23 protein-coding genes are annotated in these 26,177 nt (G+C 70.5%); 18 read left to right on the forward strand and 5 right to left on the reverse strand.

Annotated elements, in window-relative coordinates:
• Positions 1-402: 402 nt before the first annotated feature.
• Together IE302_RS28155 and IE302_RS28160 are read right to left on the reverse strand one after the other, a co-directional pair.
• On the reverse strand, positions 403-687 hold the full coding sequence (locus IE302_RS28155; RefSeq protein WP_005154220.1) for an Lrp/AsnC family transcriptional regulator: 285 nt from the start codon (positions 685-687) through the stop codon (positions 403-405).
• A gap of 205 nt (positions 688-892) precedes the next feature.
• Positions 893-2,611, reverse strand: a complete 1,719-nt coding sequence (locus IE302_RS28160) for a DEDD exonuclease domain-containing protein (protein ID WP_191257460.1) — start codon at positions 2,609-2,611, stop codon at positions 893-895.
• Positions 2,612-2,707: 96 nt separating this feature from the next.
• Here IE302_RS28160 and IE302_RS28165 point away from each other — a divergent pair, with 96 nt between their 5' ends.
• From IE302_RS28165 to IE302_RS28180, 4 genes are all read left to right on the forward strand, one after another.
• Positions 2,708-4,096 carry an NYN domain-containing protein gene (locus IE302_RS28165; protein WP_191257461.1) on the forward strand — a complete coding sequence of 463 codons (1,389 nt, stop codon included), beginning with the start codon at positions 2,708-2,710 and terminating at the stop codon, positions 4,094-4,096.
• A gap of 285 nt (positions 4,097-4,381) precedes the next feature.
• Complete coding sequence (locus IE302_RS28170) at positions 4,382-4,624, forward strand: hypothetical protein (protein ID WP_191257462.1); 243 nt, start codon at positions 4,382-4,384, stop codon at positions 4,622-4,624.
• A 445-nt stretch (positions 4,625-5,069) separates the two neighbouring features.
• Positions 5,070-6,122 carry a C40 family peptidase gene (locus IE302_RS28175; protein WP_191257463.1) on the forward strand — a complete coding sequence of 351 codons (1,053 nt, stop codon included), beginning with the start codon at positions 5,070-5,072 and terminating at the stop codon, positions 6,120-6,122.
• Positions 6,123-6,199: 77 nt separating this feature from the next.
• Positions 6,200-7,357 (forward strand): glycosyltransferase family 4 protein, encoded by a 1,158-nt coding sequence (locus IE302_RS28180; RefSeq protein ID WP_191257464.1) that lies wholly within the window; start codon positions 6,200-6,202, stop codon positions 7,355-7,357.
• Positions 7,358-7,361: 4 nt separating this feature from the next.
• Here the strand turns inward: IE302_RS28180 and IE302_RS28185 are convergent, their stop codons facing one another.
• A complete protein-coding gene (locus tag IE302_RS28185; RefSeq protein WP_191257465.1) occupies positions 7,362-7,985 on the reverse strand; it encodes a nucleoside/nucleotide kinase family protein in 624 nt (207 codons plus the stop codon).
• Positions 7,986-8,110: 125 nt separating this feature from the next.
• Between IE302_RS28185 and IE302_RS28190 the strand changes: the two genes are divergently transcribed.
• From IE302_RS28190 to IE302_RS28235, 10 genes are all read left to right on the forward strand, one after another.
• Complete coding sequence (locus IE302_RS28190) at positions 8,111-8,464, forward strand: SRPBCC domain-containing protein (protein ID WP_191257786.1); 354 nt, start codon at positions 8,111-8,113, stop codon at positions 8,462-8,464.
• 24 nt (positions 8,465-8,488) lie between these two features.
• On the forward strand, positions 8,489-9,697 hold the full coding sequence (locus IE302_RS28195) for a cytochrome P450 family protein (RefSeq protein WP_191257466.1): 1,209 nt from the start codon (positions 8,489-8,491) through the stop codon (positions 9,695-9,697).
• A 25-nt stretch (positions 9,698-9,722) separates the two neighbouring features.
• Positions 9,723-11,003: an adenosylmethionine--8-amino-7-oxononanoate transaminase gene (locus tag IE302_RS28200; protein WP_191257467.1), complete on the forward strand. Its 1,281-nt coding sequence runs from the start codon at positions 9,723-9,725 to the stop codon at positions 11,001-11,003.
• Positions 11,004-11,242: 239 nt separating this feature from the next.
• Positions 11,243-13,501: a bifunctional SulP family inorganic anion transporter/carbonic anhydrase gene (locus IE302_RS28205; protein ID WP_191257468.1), complete on the forward strand. Its 2,259-nt coding sequence runs from the start codon at positions 11,243-11,245 to the stop codon at positions 13,499-13,501.
• 167 nt (positions 13,502-13,668) lie between these two features.
• The gene (locus tag IE302_RS28210; protein ID WP_191257469.1) at positions 13,669-15,858 is read left to right on the forward strand and encodes a SulP family inorganic anion transporter; all 2,190 of its coding nucleotides are present in this window, start codon (positions 13,669-13,671) and stop codon (positions 15,856-15,858) included.
• 55 nt (positions 15,859-15,913) lie between these two features.
• Positions 15,914-16,630: a dethiobiotin synthase gene (gene bioD, locus IE302_RS28215; RefSeq protein ID WP_005154259.1), complete on the forward strand. Its 717-nt coding sequence runs from the start codon at positions 15,914-15,916 to the stop codon at positions 16,628-16,630.
• An 84-nt stretch (positions 16,631-16,714) separates the two neighbouring features.
• Entirely contained in the window at positions 16,715-17,731 is a 1,017-nt protein-coding gene (gene bioB / locus IE302_RS28220) for a biotin synthase BioB (protein ID WP_191257470.1), read from the forward strand.
• Positions 17,718-17,921: a biotin synthase auxiliary protein BsaP gene (gene bsaP, locus IE302_RS28225; protein ID WP_191257471.1), complete on the forward strand. Its 204-nt coding sequence runs from the start codon at positions 17,718-17,720 to the stop codon at positions 17,919-17,921. Before bioB ends, bsaP begins: the two co-directional genes overlap by 14 nt.
• Positions 17,922-18,069: 148 nt before the next feature.
• Entirely contained in the window at positions 18,070-18,675 is a 606-nt protein-coding gene (locus IE302_RS28230; protein ID WP_191257472.1) for a DUF2567 domain-containing protein, read from the forward strand.
• Positions 18,676-18,719: 44 nt separating this feature from the next.
• Entirely contained in the window at positions 18,720-19,778 is a 1,059-nt protein-coding gene (locus tag IE302_RS28235) for a M48 family metallopeptidase (protein WP_191257473.1), read from the forward strand.
• Positions 19,779-19,854: 76 nt separating this feature from the next.
• On the opposite strand, the gene IE302_RS28240 is transcribed toward IE302_RS28235, so the two are convergent.
• Both IE302_RS28240 and IE302_RS28245 read right to left on the reverse strand, forming a co-directional pair.
• A complete protein-coding gene (locus IE302_RS28240) occupies positions 19,855-20,571 on the reverse strand; it encodes an LON peptidase substrate-binding domain-containing protein (RefSeq protein ID WP_191257474.1) in 717 nt (238 codons plus the stop codon).
• A gap of 40 nt (positions 20,572-20,611) precedes the next feature.
• The gene (locus tag IE302_RS28245) at positions 20,612-21,247 is read right to left on the reverse strand and encodes an NUDIX hydrolase (RefSeq protein ID WP_191257475.1); all 636 of its coding nucleotides are present in this window, start codon (positions 21,245-21,247) and stop codon (positions 20,612-20,614) included.
• A gap of 122 nt (positions 21,248-21,369) precedes the next feature.
• Between IE302_RS28245 and nadA the strand changes: the two genes are divergently transcribed.
• From nadA to IE302_RS28265, 4 genes are read left to right on the forward strand one after another with little or no spacing between them, the layout of a single operon-like run.
• A complete protein-coding gene (nadA, locus tag IE302_RS28250) occupies positions 21,370-22,380 on the forward strand; it encodes a quinolinate synthase NadA (protein ID WP_191257476.1) in 1,011 nt (336 codons plus the stop codon).
• On the forward strand, positions 22,377-24,032 hold the full coding sequence (locus IE302_RS28255; RefSeq protein ID WP_191257477.1) for an L-aspartate oxidase: 1,656 nt from the start codon (positions 22,377-22,379) through the stop codon (positions 24,030-24,032). The genes nadA and IE302_RS28255 overlap by 4 nt, the downstream gene beginning before the upstream one ends.
• Positions 24,029-24,919: a carboxylating nicotinate-nucleotide diphosphorylase gene (gene nadC / locus IE302_RS28260; protein ID WP_191257478.1), complete on the forward strand. Its 891-nt coding sequence runs from the start codon at positions 24,029-24,031 to the stop codon at positions 24,917-24,919. The genes IE302_RS28255 and nadC overlap by 4 nt, the downstream gene beginning before the upstream one ends.
• Positions 24,920-24,965: 46 nt before the next feature.
• Positions 24,966-26,135, forward strand: a complete 1,170-nt coding sequence (locus IE302_RS28265; RefSeq protein WP_191257479.1) for a S8 family serine peptidase — start codon at positions 24,966-24,968, stop codon at positions 26,133-26,135.
• Positions 26,136-26,177 lie beyond the last annotated feature (42 nt).

The raw sequence follows: 26,177 nt of genomic DNA on the forward strand, positions 1-26,177 counted from the left end.
GCGTCGGTGGCAACGGCATCCGGAATCGAGACCGGAGCCGGCGATGAATTCGAAGTTCTTCGAATCCTTGTCGGGAAAACGCCAGCGCTTTCCCGGTGACTGTTTCAGTCACCGGGAAAGGGTTCGGGTTTCGTCAGTGGCCGCGTTTCCGGCGGCTTCGATGACGGATCGGCGAGCCGCTCCCGCCGACGGGCGGCGTGGCGGCTCGCGTGGAGTGAATGTCGCGGCGATCGCCGCGATCCCATGACGGATCGATCATAGGTACATACCCCGGAATCCCCAGTATCGGAATTCCCCCAGTGAAATTCCGATTCTGATCCCACCTAACCGCGACTGGCCGGTTCGCGCAAGATGCATCCCGCCGGTGAAAAAGTCACCGGCGGAGCGGGATTCGCGTTGCCGTCACGCGCCTTCGACGCCGATGTCGAACGCGGACTCGCTGTCGGCCTTCGAGTACGAGCGGAACGCGATGTGCGTGACCGTGCTCAGCACGCCGGGGACCTTGCCGATCTTCGCCGGGATCAGATCCGCGAGGTCTTCGTGGGCCGCGACGCGGACCGAAGCGATCAGATCGACGTCGCCCGCGCAGGAGTAGACCTCGCGGACACCCTCGATGTCCGCGATCGCCTGTGCCGCCTCGGGGATGGCATCGGCTTCGACCTGGATCAGCACGATCGCGGTGATCACTACAGCGCCTCCTGTGTTCGTTGTCGCGCGCTGACGGAAACGCGCCGAAGGAGCGCAGCCAGCGGTCCGGCTAACTTGACCAGGCAGGCGCCCCTGCATCGCGTTCCCGTGGGCCTTCGGCCCAAAAGAGGCGCGCGAGGTGAAGTCTCCGTCGGGCGCGGAGCGCCCTTGGGGAGACCGCGTATGGTCCCGCCAAGCGAAGATCCTATCCCGCCACCCTCTCCAGCGCCGTCGCGCTCGCCGCCAGGTCGAGCCATTCCTGCCAGCCGCCGGCGGCGGCCGGTTCCGCCCACGGGTGCGTGGTGCGCACGAGCCGGACCCCCGGCCGGGTGAGCCAGCGCAGCAGGATGCGGACCTCTTCGGAGATCGCGCCGAAGAGCGGGCCGGGCCCCGGGAGCACCGTCTCCGCCGAGGCCACCAGCATCTCGACCACCGGCATCGGCGGAACCCCGCGCCGCGCGACGCCCGCCGACGCGAGCCTGCCGTGCCGGATCACCGCCAGTTCCCAGCCGCCGTTGCCGTCCGGCCCGGCGGCGATCAGCTCCGGGATGCCCGCGAGCGCGGACAGCCGGTGCGCCCGGCCGACCGCGCGGATCAGCCCGGCCAGCTGGTCGCGGTGCTGGGCGGCCTGCTCGTAATGCTCGGCCGCGGAGAGCCGGGCCAGCTGATCGGCGGCGGCCCGCAACGGCCGCCCGTCCGTCCCGGCGATGAGACCGGACACCGCCAGCACGCCGGGCCGATACGCCTCGACCGTCTGCTGACCGGCGCACGGCGCTCCGCAACGGCCGAGCTCGGCGAGAACACAGGGCTTGCCGTTCGGCGAGGTGGCCGAGATGCGCTGGGTGCACGTCCGCAGGCCCGAGGCGCCGGCGAGGGTGTCCGCGGCCGACCGGGCGTCGGTCTGGCTGCGAAAAGGCCCCAGCATCCCGTCTCGCGGCATGCGGACCACCGACAGGCGTGGGAAGGCCTCCTCGGTCAGCGCGACCCACCAGGCGTGCCGCGGGTTCTTGGAACGGCGGTTGTACATCGGACGGTGGGCGGCGATCAGCCGCAGTTCCCTGATCGCCGCCTCCAGCGAGTGGGCGCATTCGACCGCGTCGACCCGTTCGGCGAGCGCGACCATCTCCCGGATCCGCCCGCGGCTCTCGGAGCCGGTGAAGTACTGCCGGACCCGGCGGCGCAGGTCGGACGACGTCCCGACGTAAAGGACCTCGTCGCTCGGGCCGCGGAAGAGGTAGACGCCGGGCCGCGAGGGCAGGTGTTCGGCCAGCGAACGTTTGCGGCGCTGGGCCGGGGTGACCTCGGGCAGGTAGTCCAGCAGCTCTTCGAGGGTGTGGACGCCGAGGTTGCCTACCCGTTCGAGCAGCGCGTGGAGGACGTCCACGGTGGCGCGCGCGTCCGCGAGCGCGCGGTGGTTGGGCGTCGTGCGCGCGCCGAACAACGCGGCCAGCGCGGACAGGCGATAGCTGGGCGTCTCGTCGCGGGAGATGACCCGGCGGGCGAGCCGGACCGTGCAGACCACGGCCGTCTTGGGCCAGTGGTAGCCGTGGCCCTCGCAGGCCGCGCGCATGAAACCGGTGTCGAAGGCGGCGTTGTGCGCCACGAGCACGGCACCGGAGATGAACTCGAGGAACGACGGCAGCACGCGCTCGATCCGGGGAGCGTCGTAGACCATCGCGCCGGTGATGCCGGTGAGCTCGACGATCTGCGGCGGGATCGGCATCCCCGGGTTGACGAAGGTGGCGAACTCCCCGACGATCTCGCCGGCGCGGATCTTGACCGCGCCGATCTCGGTGATCCCGTCCGGGCCGGGTTTCGTCCCGGTGGTCTCCAGGTCGAACACGACGAAAGTGATGTCCCGCAAAGGGGTTCCCAGCTCGTCGAAGGCGAGTTGCGCCGCGCCGGGCCGCCGTCCGGTGTCCATGATCGGGCACAGTAGGGGTGGGTACCGACAATCCCGGGATGCGCACACGCCGTCCCATTGAGCGCGGCCCGGGGCCATGGGGCCTACGCTGGAGCGATGCAACCGCAGCCCGCAGTGCCCGAATTGCCCGAGGACGCCACCGGCGGCCCCTCGGGTGTCGTGGCGTCGGCGGGTGAGGCGGAGACGTCCGAAGAGGTACCGGCCGAGGGCTGGACCGCCCTGCCGGAGACCGTGCGGGAGCGGATCGCCGAGCTCGCGGCCGCCGCCGTCGGCAAGCTGCCGGTTGCCGACGTGCCGAGGCAGTTGCGCCCGGTCGCGAAGTTCGCCCCGGCGAAACGCGCGAAACTCGGCGGGACGGCGTTGCTCACCGCGCTGGGGGAGTCGTCGCAGTTCCGGGTCGCCGTCACCGAATGGCTGCGCGACCACCGCAAAGACGCCCTGGACCCGAACGCCCCCGACTCCGTCGCCGCCGCGGCCGCCGCCGTGCTGCTGGGCGAGGCGGGCGCGGCCGGCCGGGTCCGGCTGGTGGCGAAGAACGCCGAGGAGACGGCGTTGCGTGCCGAACGCGACGCGGCCCTGGCCCGCAACCAGCGCCTCGAGACCGAACTGGCCCAGGTGCGCGAAGAACTGCGCGAGGCCAAGGAGATCGCCGGCGGCGCGCGAGGGGAACGCGACGCCGAAGTCGACAAATTGCTGAAGCGCCTGCGGGAGCAGGGTGTCCAGCTGCGTCAGGCCAAGGACGCGGTCGCGGAGGCGCACGCGCAGCTGGAAAGCGGAGGAGCCGAGCGCGCCGAGGAGATCAAGGCGCTGAAGGCCCAATTGGACCGTGAGAAGCAGCGTGTGGCGACAGAGCGGGTGCGGGCGGAGAAGGCCGTCACGGACGCCGAAATCGCCCGTCAGTCGGCGCGTGAGGCCCGTCAGGCGGACGAGGTCCGGCTCGGGCTGTTGCTGGACACCATCGAAGGCGCCGTCGGCGGGCTGCGCCGGGAGCTTTCGGTGAGCGCGCGCGGCCAGCGTCCGGCGGACATGGTCCGCGGCGCGACGTCGGGTCTGGGGGCGGGCGGCAAGATCCAGGACGTCACCGCGCTCGACAGGCATCTCGCGCTGCCCAATGTGCACCTGATCGTCGACGGCTACAACGTCACGAAGACCGGGTACCCGGAAATGGCGTTGTCCGATCAGCGCGACCGGCTGATCCACCAGCTTTCCGCGCTCGCCGCGCGGACCTCGGCCGAGGTGACCGTGGTGTTCGACGGCGCCGGCGTGCTGTCCGTGCCCGCGGCGGTACCGCGCGGGGTGCGGGTGCTGTTCTCCGAACGCGGCGTGCTCGCGGACGACGTCATCCGGTCCCTGGTCGCGGCGGAGCCGCCGGGGCGGCCGATGGTGGTCGCGAGCACGGACCGGGCGGTGGCGGATTCGGTGCGGCGCAAGGGCGCGCATCCGGTGCCTTCGGCGGTTCTGGTGTCGCGGCTCAGCCGCGTTTAGCGGTACGGAAGCTCAGGTGACCGGGGAGGGCCGGAATGCGTTGTGAAAGCCACTTTCGCAACCTTCAACGTTGCGAAAGTGGCTTTCACAACGTCACCGTCCCGTCAGAACGCACCTGACCGGTGCACTTGCTCGCCTGAGGTACATGAAGGCCCCCTTCCTTGCGCCAGGCGCAAGGAAGGGGGCCTTCATGTACTCGGGAACGAGCCCTGGCCACTCACGAGGCCGAAACTGTCGGTGGTCGCTCTTAATGTGCTCCTCACCACTGAAAGTGAGGAGCCCGAGATGGACGACAAGGCCATCGCCGATATAGCGGACATAGAGACGCTCGTCATCGACTGCGACCGGTGCGCTGTCCGCGGTGACGCATGTCATGACTGTGTCGTCAGTGTTCTCCTCGGCGCGCCACTCGCGCTCGAATGGGACTCCGACGAGCGGAAGGCGGTCGACGCGCTCGCCGAGGCCGGGATGGTCCCGCGCCTCCGGATGGTCGAGATCGTCGGTCAGGAGCGCCGGAGGTCGGCCTGAGACACGCCGCGACCGGGACATTCGACGAGTGGTCGATCCGATCAGGTGAACGGTAGGTAGTCGAGATCAGCCCCAGGATGTAACGCCCGTCACAACTTTCCGCTCATGCTGGTCCGAAGGTGTTTCGGCGCATCACTGAGAGTTTTTGCGGTGGGCATGGTGGACGCGGTGCCCATGGTTTCGTAACCTGTCCGAGATCTCGTGGCCGGAAGTCGTCGCCAGACGGCGACACGGGATCGCCACCGAAGCAGCTTTGTCGGGGAGCTGCACCGGAACCAGCCACGCGCCAAACCTGTTGCGATAGCACTCGGCCAGGCGCGAGGCGGGAACGCGGGGAACCGCGCGGGCCTCACGGTCGGCGACGCGGCTCCGCGGAAGAGGGCCCCCGACCTCTTCGTCCCGGGTTTCGAGTCGGTGGCCGACAGCAAAGGAGACACGCGCGGCCGTGCAGTCGCATCCAGTCAAGCGCGTGGTGTCAGGAGCTTTGGCCGCGGCCGCGGTGATCACCGCAGTAACGGTCGCCCAGCCTGCTGCCACTGCAGCCCCAGCCCCCGCCCCCCAGCAGCCCCCCGCCGGCTCGGACGCCCTCGCCAAGTACCGCGACCTCGCGGCGCAGGCGGAGAAGGCGAACGAAGACCTCCTCAAGGCGAAGGACGACCTCGCCGCGAAGCAGGGCGAGCTCGACAAGGCCACCGCTGACGCCGCCGCCGCCAAGGACCTCGGCGTCAAGGCGGCCGGTGACGAGAAGACGTTCCAGGCCGAGGTGAACAAGTTCGCCGGCGCCTCCTTCACCAGCGGTGTGCAGCTGAACAAGCTGTCCTCGCTGCTGTCGGGCGCGTCGACCCAGGACTTCCTGGAGCGCTCCTCGGCGCTCGAGGTCCTCGCCGCGAACAAGAACACCGCCCTGAACAACCTGAGCGGCGCCGTCGCCCAGTCCGCGGCCGCCGCCAAGCAGGCCGCGGACGCCCAGGGCGTGGCCACCGCCGCCCGTGACACCGCCGCCAAGCTGACGACGGACATCGAGGCGCGCAAGAAGACGCTGGACGACCAGCTCAAGGAGATCCAGCGGGCCAGCGGCAACCTGAGTGCCGCGGACCGGAACGCCCAGAAGGACAAGGGCGGCGCGTTCCCCAACCTGCCCGCCCCGGGTCCCGCGGCCGCCGCGGCCCTCTCGGCCGCGAAGAGCAAGCTCGGCAGCCCCTACGACTGGGGTGCGACCGGTCCGTCCAGCTTCGACTGCTCCGGTCTGATGCTGTGGGCGTACAAGCAGGCGGGGCTCACCCTGCCGCGGTCGAGCCGTCAGCAGTCGACCTTCGGCGCCCCGGTGCAGAGGTCGCAGCTCCAGCCGGGCGACCTGGTGTTCTACAACTCACCGGTCTCGCACGTGGGCATGTACGTCGGCAACGGCATGATGGTGCACGCGCCGACCACCGGTGACGTCGTCAAGGTGTCGCCGCTGCAGAACAACTACGTCGGCGCCCGTCGCCCGACGGCCTGACGAACAGACGAAAAGGGGCGGTGCCGCGCAAGCGGTGCCGCCCCTTTCGCGTCTCCGGGGCCAAGTAGCCTGCAGGGGTGCTGAGGACCCTGCTGGTGACCAACGACTTCCCGCCCCGGCCGGGCGGCATCCAGAACTACCTGAACTCGCTGGCCACCCGCCTGCCCGCGGACGACCTCGTCGTCTACGCCCCGTCCTGGGAGTCGAGCACCGGCTCGCACGGCGAGTTCGACGCCGCCGCCCCGTTCGAGGTCGTGCGCCATCCGACGTCCCTGATGCTGCCGACACCGGACGTGCTCAAGCGGGCGAAGGAGATCATGCGGGCCCGCGACTGCGAGGCCGTCTGGTTCGGTGCCGCCGCGCCGCTGGCGTTGCTGGGGCATCCGCTGCGGTCGGCGGGCGCCCGCCGGGTGCTGGCGTCGACGCACGGCCACGAGGTCGGCTGGTCGATGCTCCCGGGTTCCCGGCAGGCGTTGCGGCGGATCGGCGACACCGTCGACGTGATCACCTACGTCAGCAAGTACACGCGTTCCCGGTTTTCGGCGGCTTTCGGCCCGATGGCGGGGCTGGAGATGCTGCCGTGCGGCGTCGACACCGAGCTCTACCGGCCGGACGACGCCGCTGGCAAGGAGATCCGCGACCGGCACGGTCTCGGCGACCGGCCGACGATCGTCTGCGTTTCGCGGCTGGTGCCGCGCAAGGGCCAGGACATGCTCATCAAGATCCTGCCCGAACTCCGTGAGCGGATCCCGGACGTGGCGCTGCTGATCGTCGGCGGCGGCCCGTACCGCAAGACGCTCACCGGGCTCGTCGGGGCGCTGGGGGTCGAAGACAGCGTCGTCATCACCGGATCGGTGCCGTGGAAGGAGTTGCCCGCGCACTACAACGCGGGCGACGTCTTCGCGATGCCGGCGCGGACGCGCGGTAAGGGCCTCGACGTCGAGGGATTGGGCATCGTGTACCTGGAAGCCTCGGCGACCGGGCTGCCGGTCGTCGCCGGGAATTCCGGCGGGGCGCCGGAAACGGTGCTGGACGAGGTCACCGGGCACGTCGTCGACGGCCGTGACGAACAGCAGCTGAGGGACACCCTGGCCGCGTTGCTGGCCGATCCGGTACGGGCGCGGCGCATGGGGGCCGCCGGCCGCGAATGGGTCGGCGAGAACTGGCGCTGGGACACCATGGCGGGCAGGCTTTCCGGCCTGCTCGACGGCGACCCGGTCGCGGCCGTGCGCTGACGCGTCAGGGTTCGTAGCGCGCCGGGTGCTTCGGGTCGTCGACGCGGATGACCACGTCGGACAACGCCGAGGGGTCGACTTCCTGTTCGTAGCGCTCGTAAGCGGGGAGCGCCCAGGCGTCGGGCACCCGCCGTTCGAGCGCGGCGGGTGAGAGCCACAGGTGCACGCTCAGGTCGAAGGCGAGCCCCGCGCCGAACAGGAATTCGCCGTCCAGCAGGACGACGCCGCCTTCGGGCAGTTCGACGCGTTCGGCCCGGGTGGCGCGATCGCGCACCGGATCCCACAGCGACGGCAGGACCAGGCCGCTGCCGTCTTCGGCGAGCGGATCGAGCACTTCGCGGCGCAGGGCGCCGAGGTCGAGCCAGTCGGTGTAGCGCGAGTCCGGGTCCTCTTTGCCGCGTTCGAAGCGCAGTGAGGCGGGGCGGAGGAAGTCGTTCGCCGAGATCCGCAGCGTCGCGTGACCGGCGACCCGCAAGGGATCGACCAGGGCGTCGGCGAGTTCTGTGGTTTCGGTCGCACCGGCCGCGCCGTCGACCGCGACCGCGATCCGGCGGCGGCCCGTGATCGCCGTGATGCGGTCGGTCAGTTCGGAGACCAGCAGAGCGGGAGAAATCGGACGGTAGCGCACAGGAAGAGATCCTCCACCCGGACCGGTGACTGTCGCACGGTACACCCGGTGGGATGATGGCCCGCGTGACCAAAGCAACGGCCAAAACAGCCGGAAGTGGTTGGCAGGTAGGCGTTTCCCAGACGGTGCCGTACAGCGGCGCGCAGGTGTGGGACTTCCTGGTCGGACGCGAGGGCGTGGGGATCTGGCTCGGCCCGGGCGCCGAACTCGGCACCGAGCTGGGCGCGCCGTACGAGACGGCCAACGGGACGACCGGCGAGATCCGCGATCGTTCCGAAGGCGGCAAGCTCCGGCTGACCTGGCGGCCGAAGGACTGGGACCACGACTCGACCCTGCAGATCACGGTGAGCGGCACCGAGCAGAAGACCACGCTCCGGTTCCACCAGGAATGGCTCGCGGGCGCCGACGAGCGCGAGGAACAGCGGGCATACTGGACCGAAGTGACCGAGCGAGTGGTGGCCGCGCTGGCCGAACGCTGACCGGAGCGCTGGGGAGGCGTACCGATGGGGGCAGCAGAACAACTCACGGCCCTGGCCGAGGATCTCGTCCAGGAACCGCACCGGGTCTCCGCGCTGCTGCGGGAAAGCGGCCGGGTCCAGAAGGTGCGCATGCCGCGCGGCCTGGCGGTCTGGATCGTCACCGGCCACGCCGAGGCCCGTGCCCTGCTCTCGGATCCCCGCCTGGGCAAGGACACCGGCGAGGTCCGGCGTCTCTTCGAACGCGACGGCTTCGAATCCGCCGGTGACGGCGCCGTCCGCGCGCTGACCGGGCATATGCTCAACTCGGATCCGCCGGACCACACGCGGCTGCGCAAACTGGTCAACCAGGCCTTCACCTCGCGCACCGTTTCCCGGCTGCGGCCGAGGATCGAGCAGATCGCCGCGGAACTGCTGGACGGCATCGGCGACGCCGAGCGCGCCGACCTGCTTCCCGCTTTCGCCGTCCCGTTGCCGATCAGGGTCATCTGCGAACTGCTCGGCGTCCACGCGGGCGACCAGCCGTCGTTCGCGAAGTGGTCGAACACGATGCTCGCCTGGTCGACGCCGGAGGAACTCCGCGCCGCGGCGCGGAAGATGCACGCGTACCTCGTCGACCTCATCGAGGAAAAGCGCGCCGAGCCCGCCGACGACCTGCTTTCCGGGCTGATCCACGCCAGCGACGAGGGCGACTCGCTTTCCGGGGAAGAACTGCTGTCGATGGCGTTCCTGCTGCTCGTGGCGGGGTTCGAGACGACGGTCAACTTGATCGCGAACAGCGTCTTCGCGCTGCTGCGGGAGCCGGAACAGCGGGCCGCGCTCAGGGCCGATCCCGCCCTGCTGCCCGGAGCGGTCGAGGAGTTCCTGCGTTACGACGGCGCGATCCACCTGGCGACCATCCGGTTCACCAGGGAAGCCGTCCAGGTCGGCGACGTCGAGATCCCGGCGGACGAGTTCGTGCTCGTCTCCCTGGTCGGCGCGAACCGGGACGCCGAACGCTTCGAAGACCCGGACCGGCTGGACGTCACGCGACCGGCGACCGGGCATCTCGCGTTCGGGCACGGGATCCACTACTGCGTCGGCGCCCCGCTGGCCAGGCTGGAGGCCGAGATCGCGTTGCGCGCCTTGCTGGAGCGATTCCCCGGCCTGAGCCTGGACGCCGATCCGGAATCCTTGCGGTGGCGGGAAAGCACCCTCGTCCACGGCCTCGAAACTCTCCCTGTGCGCCTGCGCTGAGCGAGGCGTGTCGTAGGGTCGCCGGATGGACGCCGCCGAACTCCTCGCGCTCGACGCGGAACACGTCTGGCACCCGTACGGGCCGATGCCGAGTCCGATCGACTCCTTGCTGGTCCGCGAGGCGAGCGGGGTCCGGCTCACCCTCGACGACGGCCGGGAGCTGGTCGACGGCATGTCGTCCTGGTGGGCGGCGATCCACGGCTACCGGAACCCGGTGCTGGACGCGGCGCTGGCCGAGCAGGCGGGCCGGATGAGTCACGTGATGTTCGGCGGGCTCACCCACGAACCGGCCATCAGGCTGGCGAAGACGCTGGTCGACCTCGCCCCGGACGGCCTGCGGCACGTGTTCCTGTGCGACTCCGGATCGGTGTCGGTCGAGGTCGCCGTCAAGATGTGCCTGCAGTACTGGCAGTCGGTGGGGCGCAAGGAGAAGCGGCGCCTGATGACCTGGCGCGGCGGCTACCACGGTGACACGTTCACGCCGATGAGCGTCTGCGACCCCGAGGGCGGGATGCACTCGCTGTGGCGCGGGATCCTGCCGGACCAGCTGTTCCTGCCCAAGCCGCCCGGCGGGTTCGACGACGAGCCGGACCAGGACTACCTCGACCTGCTCGCGACCGAGATCGAGCGGCACGCGGGCGAACTCGCCGCGATCATCGTCGAGCCGGTCGTGCAAGGCGCGGGCGGTATGCGGTTCCACCCGCCCGCGTACCTGCGCGTGCTGCGCGAGATCACCGAGGCCAACGGCGTCCTGCTCATCTTCGACGAGATCGCCACCGGGTTCGGCCGCACCGGCCGGATGTTCGCCGCCGAGCACGCCGGGGTCACCCCGGACGTCCTGTGCCTTGGCAAGGCCTTGACCGGCGGTTACCTGACGATGGCGGCGGCGTTGTGCACCCCGGAGATCGCCGACGGGATCTCGCGCGGCGAACTGCCGGTGCTGGCGCACGGCCCGACGTTCATGGCCAACCCGCTGTCTTCGGCCGTCGCCAACGCCTCGCTGGGGATCCTGGCCGAAGGCGGCTGGAAGTCCGACGTCCCGCGGATCGAAGCCGCGCTGAAGGCCGGTCTGGAACCGGCTCGCGAGCTGCCTTCGGTCGCCGACGTGCGGGTGCTCGGTGCCATCGGCGTGGTGGAACTGGACCACCCGGTGGACATGGCCGTCGCGACCGAGGTGCTCACCGCGAACGGTGTCTGGCTGCGCCCGTTCCGGAACCTGATCTACACGATGCCGCCCTACATCTCCGGCGCGGAAGACCTCGCGACGATCACCTCGGCCGTGGTCGCGGCCGCGCAAAAAGCTTGAAAAGGGCCGAATTCAACCGAAAGAGTGTGACGGCGGCCACAGCAATCCGCAAAGGCCACGCTGGGTACAGAGCGTGGTCGCAGGGTGATCGTGGTCAAGCGAACGGGCGAGTCCGATCGGGACCATTCTCGGGTATTTTGTCGCGAAAAGGCGTTATGCCCTAGTTCTTCGCCGCACAAGCAAACCTGAGAAACCTTTGCGTAGCGGACTTTTGCGCGCCGATCGGGTTTCCTGCCCCCATGATCGACATCGTTGGTGACGAGCACGACACCGGGCCCCCGGGCCGCCGCAACCCCGCATCGACCCTCCTGAAGAACCTTCGCCACGACGTCCCGGCTTCGGTCGTCGTCTTCCTCGTGGCGGTCCCGCTCTCGCTCGGCGTCGCACACGCCGCCGGAGCCCCTTTGCTCGCCGGACTCATCTCCGCCGTGGTCGGCGGACTCGTAGCGAGCTTCTTCGGCGCTTCCGCCCTCCAGGTCAGTGGCCCTTCCGCCGCCCTGACCATCGTCATCGCCGAGACCATCGCGAACTTCGGCTGGGCCGCCACCTGCGCGATCACCGCCGCGGCGGGCGTGGTCCAGATCCTCTTCGGGCTCAGCCGCGTCGCACGGGCCACGCTGGCGATCTCGCCTGCCATCGTGCACGGCCTGCTCGCCGGGATCGGCCTGATCCTCGTCCTCGGCCAGCTGCACGTCGTGCTCGGCGGGGTGGCGCAGAGCTCCACGATCGCGAACATTCTCGCGCTGCCGGGCCGGATCGTCGGTCACCACGACCAGGCCGCGCTCATCGGCGTGGTCACCGTAGGTGTCCTCCTGGCGTGGACCCGGATGCCGCGTTCGGTGCGCCGCGTCCCCGGTCCGCTCGCCGCCGTCGCGCTGGCGACCGGTCTTTCCGTCGCGGCCGGCATGGACCTGCCGCGCGTCGACCTCCCGAACGGCTTGCCGGGACTGGGTTTCGTCCCCGAGGCGCCGTCCGGCTCCTGGGTGGCGATCATCGCCGCCGTCCTCTCCATCGCGCTCATCGCCAGCCTGGAGAGCCTGCTTTCCGCCGTCGCCATCGACAAACTGCGCGACGGGCCGCGCACCGACCTCAACCGCGAACTGATCGGCCAGGGCCTGGCGAACGTCGCCGCCGGATCACTCGGCGGGTTCCCGGTCACCGGCGTCGTCGTGCGCACCATGACCAACTTCGAAGCGGGCGCCCGCACCCGGATGTCGGCGATCCTGCACAGCGTCTGGATCCTCGGCTGCTGCCTGTTCCTGGCGGGCGCGCTGCGGCAGATCCCGCTCGCCGCGCTCGCCGGTCTCCTCGTCTACGTCGGCGCCAAACTCGTCAACGTCGCCAATCTGCGCGAAGTCCGCCGCCACGGCGACCTGCCGGTCTACCTCGCGACCCTGCTCGGCGCGGTCGCCGTCAACCTGCTCACCGGTGTCGCCGCGGGGATCGCGGTGGCGCTCGCGCTGATGCTGCGCCGGATGTTGTTCTCCGGGATCCATATCGAACAGGACGGTTCGCGGACCCGTGTCGTCATCGAAGGCGCGCTCACTTTCCTTTCCGTACCAAGGCTCACGACCGTCCTGGCCGAAGTCCCCGCGCGTTCGGAAGTGACGCTGGAGCTCTTCGTCGACTACCTCGACCACGCCGCTTTCGACTGCCTGCGCGGCTGGCAGCGCGCGTACGAACGCACTGGGGGAGTCGTGATCGTCGACGAGGTCGGGCACCCGTGGTTCGAACGTGGCAAAGCCGGTGTGCCGACCGTGCGCCGCGGCGTCGCGTCGCGCGTGGTGCCGCGCTGGCTCGCGCCGTGGTCGGAATGGCAGGCCGAACACCTCGAACTGCCGGGCCAGCGTGGCGGCAGCGTCCCGTTGTGCCGTGGCGCCTCGGAATTCCAGCGCCGGACCGCGCCGCTGCTGCGGACCACCTGGGACGGGTTGGCGAACGGCCAGCAGCCGCACACCTTGTTCGTCACCTGTGGCGACGCGCGGATCGTGCCGAACCTGATCACCACCAGCGGGCCGGGGGACCTGTTCACCGTGCGGAACATCGGAAACCTCGTCCCGCACGCCGGTGCCGCCGCGGATTTCTCGGTGGGGGCGGCGATCGAGTACGCAGTCGGTCTGCTGCGCGTGCGGGAAGTGGTGGTGTGCGGGCATTCCGGCTGCGGGGCGATGAAGGCCTTGCTCGGCGACGCGCCCGCCGGGCTCGCGCACCTCGGCGGCTGGCTGCGTCACGGTGAGGAGACCTTGCGGCGCAGGGAAAGCGAAGCGCCGTTGCTGCTCGACGGTGCCCGTCCCGACCACGAGGCCGATCGGCTCGCCCTGCACAACGTGGTGCGGCAACTGGAAAACCTGCGTTCGTACCCGGTGGTCGAGGCCGCGCTGGCCCGGGGCGAACTCCGGCTGACGGGGATGTACTTCGACGTCGGGAAGGCGAACGTGTACCTGCTCGACGCGGCGCGCCGGTCGTTCACTTCGGCCGCTTCACCGGTGAAGTCCTGAGTCTTTGCGGGGTCTCACCAGTTGGGACCCCGCAAAGCCTTTCGCAACACCGACGACATCTCCAGGCAACAAAACGGCCCGAAAGTGGCCTACGCCACCCTTCTGAAGGACGATATTCACTCGATCAGGTGGTGCATAGCGGACAAATCACCAGTTTCCTGGTGATCATGAAGTCCCAACGACTCGCCGTGCTCCGTCACGACCTGCCCGCATCCTTGGTGGTGTTCCTCGTCGCCGTCCCGCTTTCACTCGGGATCGCGCTCGCGTCAGGGGCGCCGATCGTCGCGGGGCTGATCGCGGCCGTCGTGGGAGGTGTGGTCGCCGGTGCCCTCGGCGGCTCCGCGCTTCAGGTCAGTGGCCCGGCCGCCGGCCTGACGGTGATCATGGCGGAAACGATCGCCACCTTCGGCTGGAAGACGACCTGCGCGATCACCGTCGCCGCGGGCGCGCTCCAGATCCTGCTCGGGCTGAGCCGCATCGCCCGCGCGGCGCTCGCGATCTCTCCCGCCATCGTCCACGGCATGCTCGCCGGTATCGGCGTCACGATCGTCCTCGGCCAGCTCCACGTCGTGCTGGGCGGAACGGCGCAGAGCTCCGCGCTCAAGAACATCGCCGAACTGCCCGCGCAGATCGTCGGCCACCACGACACCGCCGCGCTGATCGGCGTGCTCACCATCGGCATCCTGCTGCTGTGGCCGCGGCTGCCGAAGTCCGTCCGCAAGGTACCCGGCCCGCTGGCCGCGATCGCCCTGGTCACCGTGCTGTCCGTCGTGGCCGGGATGACCCTGCCGCGCGTCAACCTGCCCGGCGACCTGCTCAACATCCGCTTCGCCCCCGAATTCCCGGACACCGGCTGGGGCGCGTTCGCCCTCGCGGTCATCACCATCGCCCTGATCGCCAGCGTGGAAAGCCTGCTGTCGGCCGTCGCGGTCGACAAGATGCACACCGGGCCGCGGTCGAACCTCGACCGCGAGCTGATCGGGCAGGGCGCCGCGAACATGACCTCCGGCGCGCTGGGCGGCCTCCCGGTCACCGGCGTGATCGTCCGCAGCTCGACCAACGTCGCCGCCGGCGCCCGCACCCGCGCTTCGGCGATCCTGCACGGGGTCTGGATCCTGGTGTTCGTCGCCGCGTTCGCCGGGCTGATCCAGAACATCCCGCTCGCCGCGCTGGCCGGTCTGCTCGTCCATGTCGGCGCGAAACTGGTGAACCCCGGCCACATCAAGCAGGTCCTCAAACACGGTGACCTGGGGCTGTACCTGGTGACGCTCGCCGGTGTCGTCGTCTTCGACCTGCTCACCGGCGTCCTGCTCGGCATCGGGCTTTCGGTGCTGCTGATGCTGCGGCGCACCGTGTGGTCCGGGATCCACGCCGAACGCGACGGCGACGAATGGCGCGTCGTCGTCGAAGGTGTCCTGACGTTCCTTTCGGTGCCGAGGCTCAGCAGAGTGCTCGCGACCGTGCCCAGCGGCGCGAAGGTGACCTTGGAGCTGGTCGTCGACTACCTCGACCACGCCGCCTTCGAGAGCCTTTCGAACTGGCAGCAGGGACACGAACGCGCCGGCGGCGAGGTGATCGTCGACGAGGTCGGGCATCCGTGGTTCGCCAACGGCAAGTCCGGCGATCCCACCCTGTCCAGGACGGCCGCCGCGCGTTCGGTGCCGCGGTTCCTCGCGCCGTGGTCCGACTGGCAGGCCAAGGACGTCGAACTGCCCGGTCAGCGCGGCGGGCCGACGCTGCGCGGGGCGACCGAGTTCCAGCGGCGCACGGCCGCGCTCATGCAGCCCGCGCTCAGCAAGCTGGCCGGCGGACAGTCGCCGCACACCCTGTTCATCACCTGCGGTGACGCGCGGATCGTGCCGAACATGATCACCACGAGCGGTCCCGGCGACCTGTTCACCGTCCGCAACATCGGGAACCTGGTGCCCGCCCGCCGGGCCGACCCGTCGATGGGCGCCACCGTCGAGTTCGCCGTCGGCGTGCTGAAGGTGCGCGAGATCGTGGTCTGCGGGCATTCCGGCTGCGGCGCGATGCAGGCGCTGGCGACCGGCGCTCCCGACGGCGCGCCGATGCTGTCCTCCTGGCTGAAGCACGCCGAGCCGAGCGCCAAGCGCAAGGCCTCGGTGACCCTCGACGGCGAACGCCCGGACACGGAGACCGACCGGCTGGCGCTGCAGAACGTGCTGCAGCAGCTGGAGCACCTGCGGCACTACCCGCTGATCGCCGAGGCGGAGGCACGCGGCGAGCTCCACCTGACCGGGATGTACTTCGACGTCGGGGCGGCGCAGGTCTACCTGTCGGACGAGGGGAGCCCGTCGTTCACGCCGGTCGGCGCCGTCACCACTTCCGGGGGCTAACGGACGCCGTTCAGCGGGACTCGATCCGGACCGACTACGGTACTTGTACGTGAGCATGCTGGTCATGACCGGCACCGGTACGGGTGTCGGCAAGACGATCACCACCGCCGCCATCGCCGCGCTGGCCGCCGGGCAGGGCCAACGCGTCGCCGTGCTGAAACCGGCGCAGACCGGGGTCGGGCCGGACGAGCCGGGTGATCTCGCCGACGTCCTCCGCCTCGCGGGCCCGGTCACCACTCGTGAGCTGCGGCGATACCCGGATCCGCTGTCGCCGGAGGCGGCGGCCAGGCTTTCGGGCCTGCCGACGCTGCCGCCGAGCGAGATCGCCGCGGCCGCGAGCGACCTGGACGGCGAGCACGACCTCACGCTGATCGAGGGCGCGGGCGGCCTGCTGGTCCGGTTCGACGCCGACGGCGCCTCGCTCGCCGACGTCGCCTGGTCGCTCGGCGCGCTGGTGATCATCGTGGCCGAGGCCGGGCTGGGCACGCTCAACGCGACCGCCCTGACCGCCGAGGTCGCGACGAAACGCGGGCTCACCGTGGCCGGGGTCATCATCGGCTCGTGGCCGGAGGACCCGGACCTGGCGTCGGTGTCGAACCTGCAGGACCTGCCGGTCGCCGCCGGTGCGCCGCTGCTGGGCGTGCTGCCCGCCGGTCTCGGGGACGCCGAGCCTGAGGAGTTCGCCGCCAAGGCCAGGGCGGGTCTCTCGCCGTGGTTCGGCGGCGAGTTCGACCCGGAGTGCTTCGTCGGCCGGGCGTCGGCCCAGAAGTGATCTGCGTCGCTGTGGCCGAGGCGCCCGGTCGTGCACGATGATGTGCCTTCGCTCTACCGCCCCACCCCGAACAGGAGCCGCCTCGTGACCACAGCCCCGGAGACCGTCGACATCCTCGCCGTGGCGCGTGACCAGGTCCTCGAGCGTGGTGTCGGGCTCAGCGAAGAGCAGCTCGTCGAGGTCCTGCGGCTCGACGACGACCGCCTGACCGATCTGCTGGCGCTGGCCCACGAGGTCCGGATGCGCTGGTGCGGGCCCGAGGTCGAGGTCGAGGGCATCATCAGCCTCAAGACCGGCGGCTGCCCCGAGGACTGCCATTTCTGCTCGCAGTCCGGCCGGTTCCCGACGCCGGTGCGGTCGGCGTGGCTGGACATCCCCGGCCTGGTCAAGGCCGCTCGACAGACCGCCGAGACCGGCGCGACCGAGTTCTGCATCGTCGCCGCCGTCCGCGGCCCCGACAAGCGGCTGCTCTCGCAGGTCCGCGAGGGGATCAAGGCCATCCGCGAGGACGGCAACGACATCCAGATCGCCTGCTCGCTCGGCATGCTCACCCAGGAGCAGGTCGACGAACTCGTCGAGATGGGCGTGCACCGCTACAACCACAACTTGGAGACCGCGCGTTCGCACTTCGCGAACGTCGTCACCACGCACACGTGGGAAGAGCGCTGGGAGACCCTGCGGATGATCCGCGAGGCGGGCATGGAGGTCTGCTGCGGCGGCATCATCGGCATGGGGGAGAGCGTCGAACAGCGCGCCGAGTTCGCCGCGCAGCTGGCCGAGCTGAACCCGGACGAGTGCACGATGAACTTCCTCATCCCGCAGCCGGGGACGCCGTACGAGGGCTACGAGATCGTCGAGGGCAAGGACGCGCTGCGCACCGTGGCCGCGTTCCGGCTGGCGATGCCCCGTCCGCTGCTCCGCTTCTCCGGCGGCCGTGAGCTGACCTTCGGTGACCTGGGCACCAAGCAGGGCATGCTCGGCGGCATCAACGCGATCATCGTCGGCAACTACCTGACCAACCTCGGCCGCCCGGCCACCGCGGACCTGGAGATGCTCGACGAGCTGAAGATGCCGGTGAAGGCGATCAGTGACGTCCTCTGACCGACCGGCGTTCTGCGTCCACTGTGGACAGACGTCCGACGGTGGCGCGGAGCATCCCGCCTGCCACAACCCGAGAACGGCACTCGAACCGCCGCGCTACTGCACCTTCTGCGCGCGGCGGATGGTCGTCCAGATCACCCCGGTCGGCTGGACGGCCCGGTGCAGCCGTCACGGTGAACTCGCTGGCTGACTCCCGCATTTCGTCCTCTGGATGCGGTACATGCGTGTGCAAGTACCGCATCCAGAGGACGAAACGCGAGAGATGCGTGCCGGGTTGCGTGCGCTGGGGGCGTCATTGGTTACGCTCTGCACAAGCAGCGTGAGGGAGGAGTCCGGGTTTGGGCGAGACGACGGGCAGACCGGCACACCTGTCTTCGAGCGTGCCCGACCCCTGGTCGGTGCCCGTGCTGCCGAAGCCGCGCCGCCCGCACCCCAAGGTCGTCGTCAAGGCCGATCTGCTTCCGGCGGTGAGCGTCCTGTCCACGGCGGGGCTGCTCGGCTTCCCGCTGGCCTGGCTGTGGTCGCGGCTCGCGCCGCCGCAGCGCATGCGGGTGATCAACGACCGCGGCGGCCTCGCACCGCTGGAACTCGAGAGCTGGCACCGCTTCGACGACCTCGCCATCTACGGCTTCCTCGCGCTCGGCGCCGGATTACTGATCGGCATCGTGACGTGGCTGCTGCGGGAACGCCGCGGCCCGGTCGTGCTGATCGCCGCGACCGGCGGCGCGGCCCTCGCGGGCTGGCTGGGCACGACGATGGGCGTCTCGTTCGCCAACGGCCGCTACGAGATCGCCTCGGCGCCCGCTGTCGGAGACATCATCGCGAAGGCTCCGCAGATCGAATCGCCTTGGATCTTCCTGGCCGCTCCGCTGATGACCACGCTGGCCTACACGCTGCTGACCGCGTGGAGCGGACGAGAAGACCTGGGGCGCCGCCTCGGCTGACGAATTTCCTCTAGGGTGGGCGGCAACTTCTCTAGGGGGCTTTCTTGACCGACGACATCGAGGTTTCCCGGCACAACGCCGTCCGCTTCCCGGGCATCAGCCCGCGCGCCTACGAGCACCCCGTGGACCGCGGCGCGCTCGCCACGCTGCGCGCGGTTCCCGGATTCGCGCAGGTCGTGAAGGCGGTTTCAGGCTTCTACGCCGAACGTGGCGAGCGGCTCATGGCGCTCGCGTCCGCGATCCGGGTCGGCCCGAAGCAGTATCCCGAGCTGGACAAGCTGCGCCACGAATGCGCCGAGACGCTCGACCTCGACCGCGTGCCGAACCTGTTCGTCGCCCGCAGCCCTGAGGTCAACGCGCAGACGATCGGGATGGACGAGCCGTTCATCGTGCTCAACACCGCGGCCGTCGAGGCGATGGACCTCGCGTCGCTGCGGTTCGTGATCGGGCACGAGATGGGGCACGTGCTGTCCGGGCACGCGGTGTACCGCACGATCATGATCCGGCTGATCGGCCTGCAGATGTCGATGTCGTGGACGCCGGTGAGCGCGATCGGCATCCGCGTCGTCATCGCCGCGCTGCGCGAGTGGTACCGCAAGGCCGAGCTGTCCTGCGACCGCGCCGGGCTGCTGTGCTCGCAGGACCCGACGGCTGCGCTGCGGTCGCAGATCCTGGTCGCGGGCGGGATCGACCCGTCGAAGATCGACATCCCGGCGTTCCTGCAGCAGGCGTCGGAATACGAGTCGGTCGAGGACATCCGCGACAGCTATCTGAAACTGCGCTACGTCGAGACGATGTCGCATCCGCTGGCCGTCGTGCGCGCCGCGCAGCTGCAGAAGTGGGCCGCTTCGGAGGAGTACCGGACCATCCTGGCCGGCGAGTACCCGCGCCGCGACGCGGACGCGCCGTCGTCCACCTGGAGCGACGACCTGAAGTCGGCCGCGAAGTCGTACAAGGACTCCTGGAACAGCTCGACCGACCCGCTGACGAAGGTGTTCAGCGACGTCGGCGAGGCGGTGTCCGGGGCGGCGGGCAAGGTGTGGAGCAAGTTCGGCGGGGGCAACGGTTCGGACGGCGAGAGCGGTCCGGAGTCCGGTAAGTAGGTCTCACGCGCGCTATGAAAGGCCCCTTCATTGCAAAATTTGCAATGAAGGGGCCTTTCATAGCGCTTGAGGGGGGTCAGTTCAGGTTCGAGGGGCGGGTGAACTCGCCGAGTTCCCCCGGCGGCATCGGCACGGCGCCGAGGGTGCTGAGGAACCCGGCCTCCCGCGTCAGCAGCCGGCACGCGATCCGCAGCCGCCGCAGCGGGTTGGTCTCCTCCAGCAGGCGCTGCCGGTCCTCCAGCGGCAGCAGGCAGTCCGCGGTGAGCCGGTACGCGAGCGCCGCGATGTCGCCGTCTTCGGGCGGGGTGGTCCAGTCCTCGGCGTTCCAGGCGGACTCGCAGTAGCGCCGGTGCGCGGCCTTCGCGACTTCGGCGAGCCTGGCCACGGTGTCGCCGTGCACCGAGGCGACCCGGTCGTCGGGCACCCACTCGACCGAGCCGATCAGGTACGGCGCGGAAACGCGGTCGATCTCGAGCAGCCGGAAGCGGCGCCGCGCGGTGGTGACGACGTCGAATCTGCCGTCCGGCAGTCTTTTCGCCTCACGCAGCACCGTGCTGCAGCCGACCTCGTGGACGTGCTCGGGCCCGCGCACCTCCCTGACCATCGCCGAACGCAGTGCGACGACGCCGAACTCGCGGTCCGGGACGACGTCGCCGACGAGGTCGGCCATCAGCTGCCGGTACCGCGGCTCGAAGATGTGCAACGGGAGATGTGTTCCGGGCAGAAGCACGGTCTGTAGCGGGAACAACGGCAAGATCGCCTTCCCGGAGGACTCATCGCTCGGCTCGGTCACCCGTTCAAGGTACGGGGACCGCGAGGACTTCGCAGGACGGTCACTTCCCGGCGGGCGGGCGGAACACCGCGAACGGGTCGGTGATCTGCATCCCCTTGCCCGCGAAGGAGAAGAGCGCCGCCGGGCGTCCGCCGCTGCGCCCGGGAGGGGCGGTGTGGCCGGTGGGGAGGAGCAGCCCGCGCCGGGACAGCACACGCTGCAGGTTCGTCGCGGACACCCGGTAACCGAGCGCAGCCGAGTACAGCCCCCGTAACGCCGAAACGGTGAACTCTTCCGGGGCGAGCGCGAACCCGAGATTCGAGTAGCAGAGCTTCGAACGGAGCCTGTCCCGCGCGCGCAGCACGATGGACTCGTGATCGAACGCCGTCCTCGGCAGCTCGGAAACGTCATGCCACTCGGTGTCTTCCGGGATCTCGGGGTCCACATCGGACGGTACGAGACCGAGGAACGCCGTCGCGACCACGCGCGGGCCCGGCACCCGGTCCGGCGCGCTGAACACCGCCAGCTGCTCCACATGCTTCAGCTGGCGTACGTCGACCTTCTCCGCGAGCTGCCGCCGAATGGACGCCTCGACGTCTTCGTCCGGGCGAAGCCTGCCGCCCGGAAGGGACCAGCGGCCCAGATGGGGATCGAGCGCGCGCCGCCACAGCAGGACCCGGAGTGTGTCCGAGCGCACTTGCAGGACCGCTCCCAAAACCTCGTGGGCGAGGGGGGTCTGGGTGTTAAGATGACTTCGCACGGTTTTCGATTGTAAGGCGAAAACCGACAGTGGACAAATCGGTCCGGAGGGCCAGAACGATGACGATCACGTTTGAGAACGAACTGACTCCCTACGGTGGCGTCGTCGCCGACGCGGCTTGGGCGGAGGAGGTGCGGAGCCTCGCTCGCAAGCGTGACGCCGTCCTGCTCGCGCACAACTACCAGGTTCCCGAGATCCAGGACATCGCCGATTTCACCGGCGACTCCCTCGCGCTGAGCCGGATCGCGGCGAGCAGTGACGCGTCGACCATCGTCTTCTGTGGCGTGCACTTCATGGCCGAGACGGCGAAGATCCTGGCGCCGGAGAAGACGGTCCTGATCCCGGACGCGCGGGCCGGTTGTTCGCTCGCGGACTCGATCACCGGCGCCGAACTGCGCGCCTGGAAGGCCGAGCACCCCGGCGCCGTCGTCGTGTCGTACGTGAACACCACGGCCGAGGTCAAGGCGGAGACCGACATCTGCTGCACCTCGTCGAACGCCGTCGACGTGGTCGCCTCCATCCCCGCTGACCAGGAGGTTCTGTTCCTGCCGGACCAGTTCCTCGGCGCGCACGTCAAGCGCGTGACCGGCCGGGAGAACATGCACATCTGGGCGGGCGAGTGCCACGTGCACGCCGGGATCAACGGTGCCGAACTGGCCGAGCGGGCCTCGGAGAACCCGGACGCGGATCTGTTCATCCACCCGGAATGCGGCTGCGCGACGTCGGCCCTGTACCTCGCCGGAGAGGGTGCCGTCGCCCCCGAGCGGGTCAAGATCCTCTCGACCGGCGACATGGTCCACGCCGCCCGCGACACCAAGGCGAAGTCGGTGCTCGTGGCCACCGAGATCGGGATGATCCACCAGTTGCGCAAGGCCGCGCCGGAGATCGACTTCCGCGCGGTGAACGACCGGGCGTCCTGCCGGTACATGAAGATGATCACGCCGGCCGCCCTGCTGCGGTCGCTGCGTGAGGGTGCGGACGAGGTCCACGTCGACGTCGAGACCGCCGCCCGGGCCCGCGCTTCGGTGCAGCGCATGATCGAGATCGGACAGCCTGGCGGCGGGGAATGACCGGCCCGGTTACCGCCCTCCAGTCGAAAACCCTTCCCGTTTGGGAGGCCGCCGCCGATCTCGTGGTGATCGGCAGCGGGGTGGCCGGGCTCACCGCGGCGCTGCGCGCCCGCGAACTCGGTCTGCACGTCCTGGTGGTCACCAAGGCGGCGGTCTCCGACGGGAACACCCGGTGGGCCCAGGGCGGGATCGCGGTCGTGCTGGAGGGTGAGCACGAGCCGGGCGATTCGGTCGGCAAGCACGCCGAGGACACCCTCACCGCCGGTGCCGGACTCTGTGACGAGGACGCCGTCCGCGCGATCATCGCGGGCGGCCCGGCCGCGGTGGCCAGGCTGCGGGCCGAGGGTGCCCGCTTCGACCCGGCGGCCGGGGGACGGCCCGAGCTCGCCCGCACGCGGGAAGGCGGGCACAGCGCGTTCCGCGTCATCCACGCCGGCGGGGACGCGACCGGCGCGGAGGTCGAGCGGGCGCTGGTCGCGAAGGCGGGCGGCCGCCGGATCCCGGTGCTGGAGCACCACATCGCCGTCGACGCGATCCGCACGCCCTCGGGCGAGGTCGTCGGCGTGACCGTCCTGGACCACAACGGGGTTCCCGGCGCCGTCCGGGCGCCCGCGGTGCTGCTGGCCAGCGGCGGACTGGGACAGCTCTACCACGCGACGTCGAATCCGGAGATCGCCACCGGGGACGGGCTCGCGCTCGCGTTGCGCGCGGGGGCGCAGGTCGCGGACGTCGAATTCGTCCAGTTCCACCCGACGGTTCTGTTCACGCCCGGCGCGCGCGGCCGTCTCCCGCTGGTCACCGAGGCGGTGCGCGGCGAGGGCGCGACCCTGCACGACGCGACGGGCGCTTCGGTCATGCGCGGGGTGCACCCGCTCGGTGACCTCGCGCCCCGTGACGTCGTTTCGGCGGCCATCACGCGCCGGATGGCGCAGGCGCCCGGCGGCGTCGACGATCACGTTCTCCTCGACGCCACAGGGATCTCCGGATTCTCGAAGCGGTTCCCGACCGTGCACGCGGCGTGCGCCGCGATCGGGCTCGACCCGGCGAAGGAGCCGATCCCGGTCACGCCCGCGGCGCATTTCTCCTGCGGCGGCGTGGTGACCACTGTGGACGGACGATCCAGCGTCCGCGGGCTCTACGCGGCGGGCGAGGTCGCGAGGACCGGTCTGCACGGCGCGAATCGCTTGGCCTCCAACAGTTTGCTCGAAGGCCTGGTCGTCGGGCAGCGGGTGGCCGAGGCGGTCGCCGCGGACCTCGCCACCGGGCGGCTCGGCGACCCGCGCCGGGGCGTGCTCGCGCACCGGGCGACCGTCCCGGTGGCCGACCGTGACGCGATGCAGCGGGCGATGAGCCGGTACGCCGCGATCGGCCGGGACGCGGAAGGTCTGTCGGTCGTCGGCTCCGTACTGGATCTTTCGATGGTCGAGAGTCCTTTGCGGACACCTCGGATCGTCGAGGACGCGGCGCTCACGCTCGTGGCGGAGGCGCTGGTCGCGGCGGCCGCGCGCCGGACGGAATCCCGCGGCTGCCACGTGCGGACCGATTTCCCCGAACGTGACGACAACGCCTGGCAACGCGGCCAGCTCATCCGGCTCAGCCCGTCGGGGCAGCCGGTGCTGGCCGATCCGATCGCTTTGGAGGGTGTGGCATGAGCGAATTCTCCCCGTGGGTCACCAAGGCGCTGGCCGGGCACGGTCTCGACGTCGCCGACGTGCGGCGCGTCGTCACCACCGCCTTGGCCGAGGACCTGCGCTACGGGCCCGACGCGACGACGAACGCCACCGTGCCCGAGGCCGCCGAGGCGCTGGCCGAGCTCACGCCGAGGACGGCCGGTGTGGTCGCCGGGATCCCGGTGGCGCTCGCGGTGTTCGACGTCGTGCTCGGTTCGGGCCTGGAGGTCCTGGCTACCCGTGACGACGGTGACCGGCTGACCGCCGGCGAGCCCGCGCTGGTCGTCCGCGGCCCGGTGCGCGGCCTGCTCACCGCCGAACGCACCGCGCTGAACCTGCTGTGCCACCTGTCCGGCATCGCCACCGCGACCGCCGCGTGGGTGGCCGCCGTGGAGGGAACCGGTTGCCGGGTCAGGGATTCCCGCAAGACCCTGCCCGGATTGCGGTTGCTGGAGAAGTACGCCGTCCGCGCGGGCGGCGGGGTGAACCACCGGCTCGGGCTCGGTGACGCGGTGCTGATCAAGGACAACCACGTGATCGCCGCGGGTTCTGTGACCGCCGCGCTCGCCGCCGCGCGCGAGCACGCGCCCGAACTGCACTGCGAGGTCGAGGTCGACGACCTGGCGCAGCTGGAGGAGGCGCTCGCCGCCGGTGCCGACGAGGTGCTGCTGGACAACTTCACGCCCGACGAGTGCGCGAAGGCCGTCGACAGGCGCGACGAGGTTTCGCCGAAGACCCGCCTGGAATCCTCGGGCGGATTGCGGCTGGACGCCGCGCGGGCGTACGCGGAGTCCGGTGTGGACTTCCTGGCCGTCGGGGCACTCACCCATTCCTCACCCGCACTCGACCTCGGGATGGACCTGCGCTAGCTTCCGGCACTAGAATTTCCTTGTGTGACAAGGGAATTCTGGAGGAATGGTGGGTTTTGCCGGTAAAAGTGCCGTCGCGGGAGGCGCTGCCTTCGTAGCACTGCTCGGCACCCCCGTCCCGTCGGCGGCGGTCGCCGAGCAGTGCGCGAACCCGACCGGCACCTACACCGCGGCCGTCCCGTGGGGGCAGCGGCTGATCGATCCCGTCCGGATCTGGCCGCTGTCTCGCGGCACCGGCCAGGTGGTCGCGGTGATCGGCACCGGGGTTGACGGGAGCAACGGCCAATTCGCGCGCGGCCAGCTCGTCGGCGGCCAGGGCACCGAGTCCGACGACTGCGACGGCAGGGGCACGATCGCCGCCGGGATCGTCGGCGCGCAACCGGATGCGTCCACGACGTTCGTCGGGATCGCGCCCGGCGCCAAGATCCTGCCGATCCGCTACACGCAGACGAACGGTGGCGGCGATCCCGGGCAGCTCGCGTCCGCCATCGAGACCGCGCTGAACCGCGGCGCGGGGATCGTCCTGATCGCCGTCCCGGCCGCATCCGACAGTCCCGCGCTCGGCGGCGCCGTCTCGCGCGCCAGGGAGAAAGGCGCGCTGATCGTCTCTCCCGCCGCGGGGACGCAGCAGGGCCAGACGTCGTACCCGACCGCGACCCCAGGCGTGCTCGCGGTGGGTTCGACCAACCAGGCGGGCGAAGCGGTGCAGACGGAAGCCGGTTCCTACGTGGGGATTTCCGCGCCCGGCGCCGAACTGGTCAGCACCTCCGCGGGGGCGGGCGGGACCGTGGCGCACCGCTGGCCGGTGAGCGACCCGAGCCTGGCCGCCGCGCACGTGGCGGGTGTCGCCGCGCTCGTGCGCGCCTATCACCCCGAGCTGACCCCGGAACAGGTCGTCGCCAGGCTGACGCTGACCGCGCACCGCGGTCCGAGCGGCGGGCACGATCCCCGGCGGGGCTGGGGCGCGCTCGACGCCTACGCCGCCGTTTCCGCCGCGATCCCGGCCGGCACACCCGGCCCGGGAGGACCGCCGAGCGTCGGCCCGGACACCTACGTCGTCCCCGCCGCGGCACCCGCCCGCGCGGGAACCGACAAGGTCTCCGGTGTGCTCGCGATCGTCGGGGTGGCCACCGCGATCGCGGCGGGAGTGGTGGTGGCCGCGGTCCGGCGGGGCAAGCGCCGGGGCTGGCGGCCTTCGCGATTTCGCGCCTCGTGAGCGGCAGCGGCGTACTGGGGGACACCACTGCCGCTCACGAGG

The sequence above is a fragment of the Amycolatopsis oliviviridis genome (assembly GCF_014654365.1).
In the GTDB taxonomy this organism is placed as follows: domain Bacteria; phylum Actinomycetota; class Actinomycetes; order Mycobacteriales; family Pseudonocardiaceae; genus Amycolatopsis; species Amycolatopsis oliviviridis.

Coding starts and splice junctions, on each gene's coding strand:
- nadC (WP_191257478.1), top strand. CDS start 24,029: ATGAGCGAATTCTCCCCGTGGGTCACCAAGGCGCTGGCCGGGCACGGT.
- bioD (WP_005154259.1), top strand. CDS start 15,914: ATGCTGGTCATGACCGGCACCGGTACGGGTGTCGGCAAGACGATCACC.
- nadA (WP_191257476.1), top strand. CDS start 21,370: ATGACGATCACGTTTGAGAACGAACTGACTCCCTACGGTGGCGTCGTC.
- IE302_RS28205 (WP_191257468.1), top strand. CDS start 11,243: ATGATCGACATCGTTGGTGACGAGCACGACACCGGGCCCCCGGGCCGC.
- IE302_RS28255 (WP_191257477.1), top strand. CDS start 22,377: ATGACCGGCCCGGTTACCGCCCTCCAGTCGAAAACCCTTCCCGTTTGG.
- IE302_RS28200 (WP_191257467.1), top strand. CDS start 9,723: ATGGACGCCGCCGAACTCCTCGCGCTCGACGCGGAACACGTCTGGCAC.
- IE302_RS28210 (WP_191257469.1), top strand. CDS start 13,669: ATGAAGTCCCAACGACTCGCCGTGCTCCGTCACGACCTGCCCGCATCC.
- IE302_RS28165 (WP_191257461.1), top strand. CDS start 2,708: ATGCAACCGCAGCCCGCAGTGCCCGAATTGCCCGAGGACGCCACCGGC.
- IE302_RS28170 (WP_191257462.1), top strand. CDS start 4,382: ATGGACGACAAGGCCATCGCCGATATAGCGGACATAGAGACGCTCGTC.
- IE302_RS28195 (WP_191257466.1), top strand. CDS start 8,489: ATGGGGGCAGCAGAACAACTCACGGCCCTGGCCGAGGATCTCGTCCAG.
- IE302_RS28160 (WP_191257460.1), bottom strand. CDS start 2,611: ATGGACACCGGACGGCGGCCCGGCGCGGCGCAACTCGCCTTCGACGAG.
- IE302_RS28265 (WP_191257479.1), top strand. CDS start 24,966: ATGGTGGGTTTTGCCGGTAAAAGTGCCGTCGCGGGAGGCGCTGCCTTC.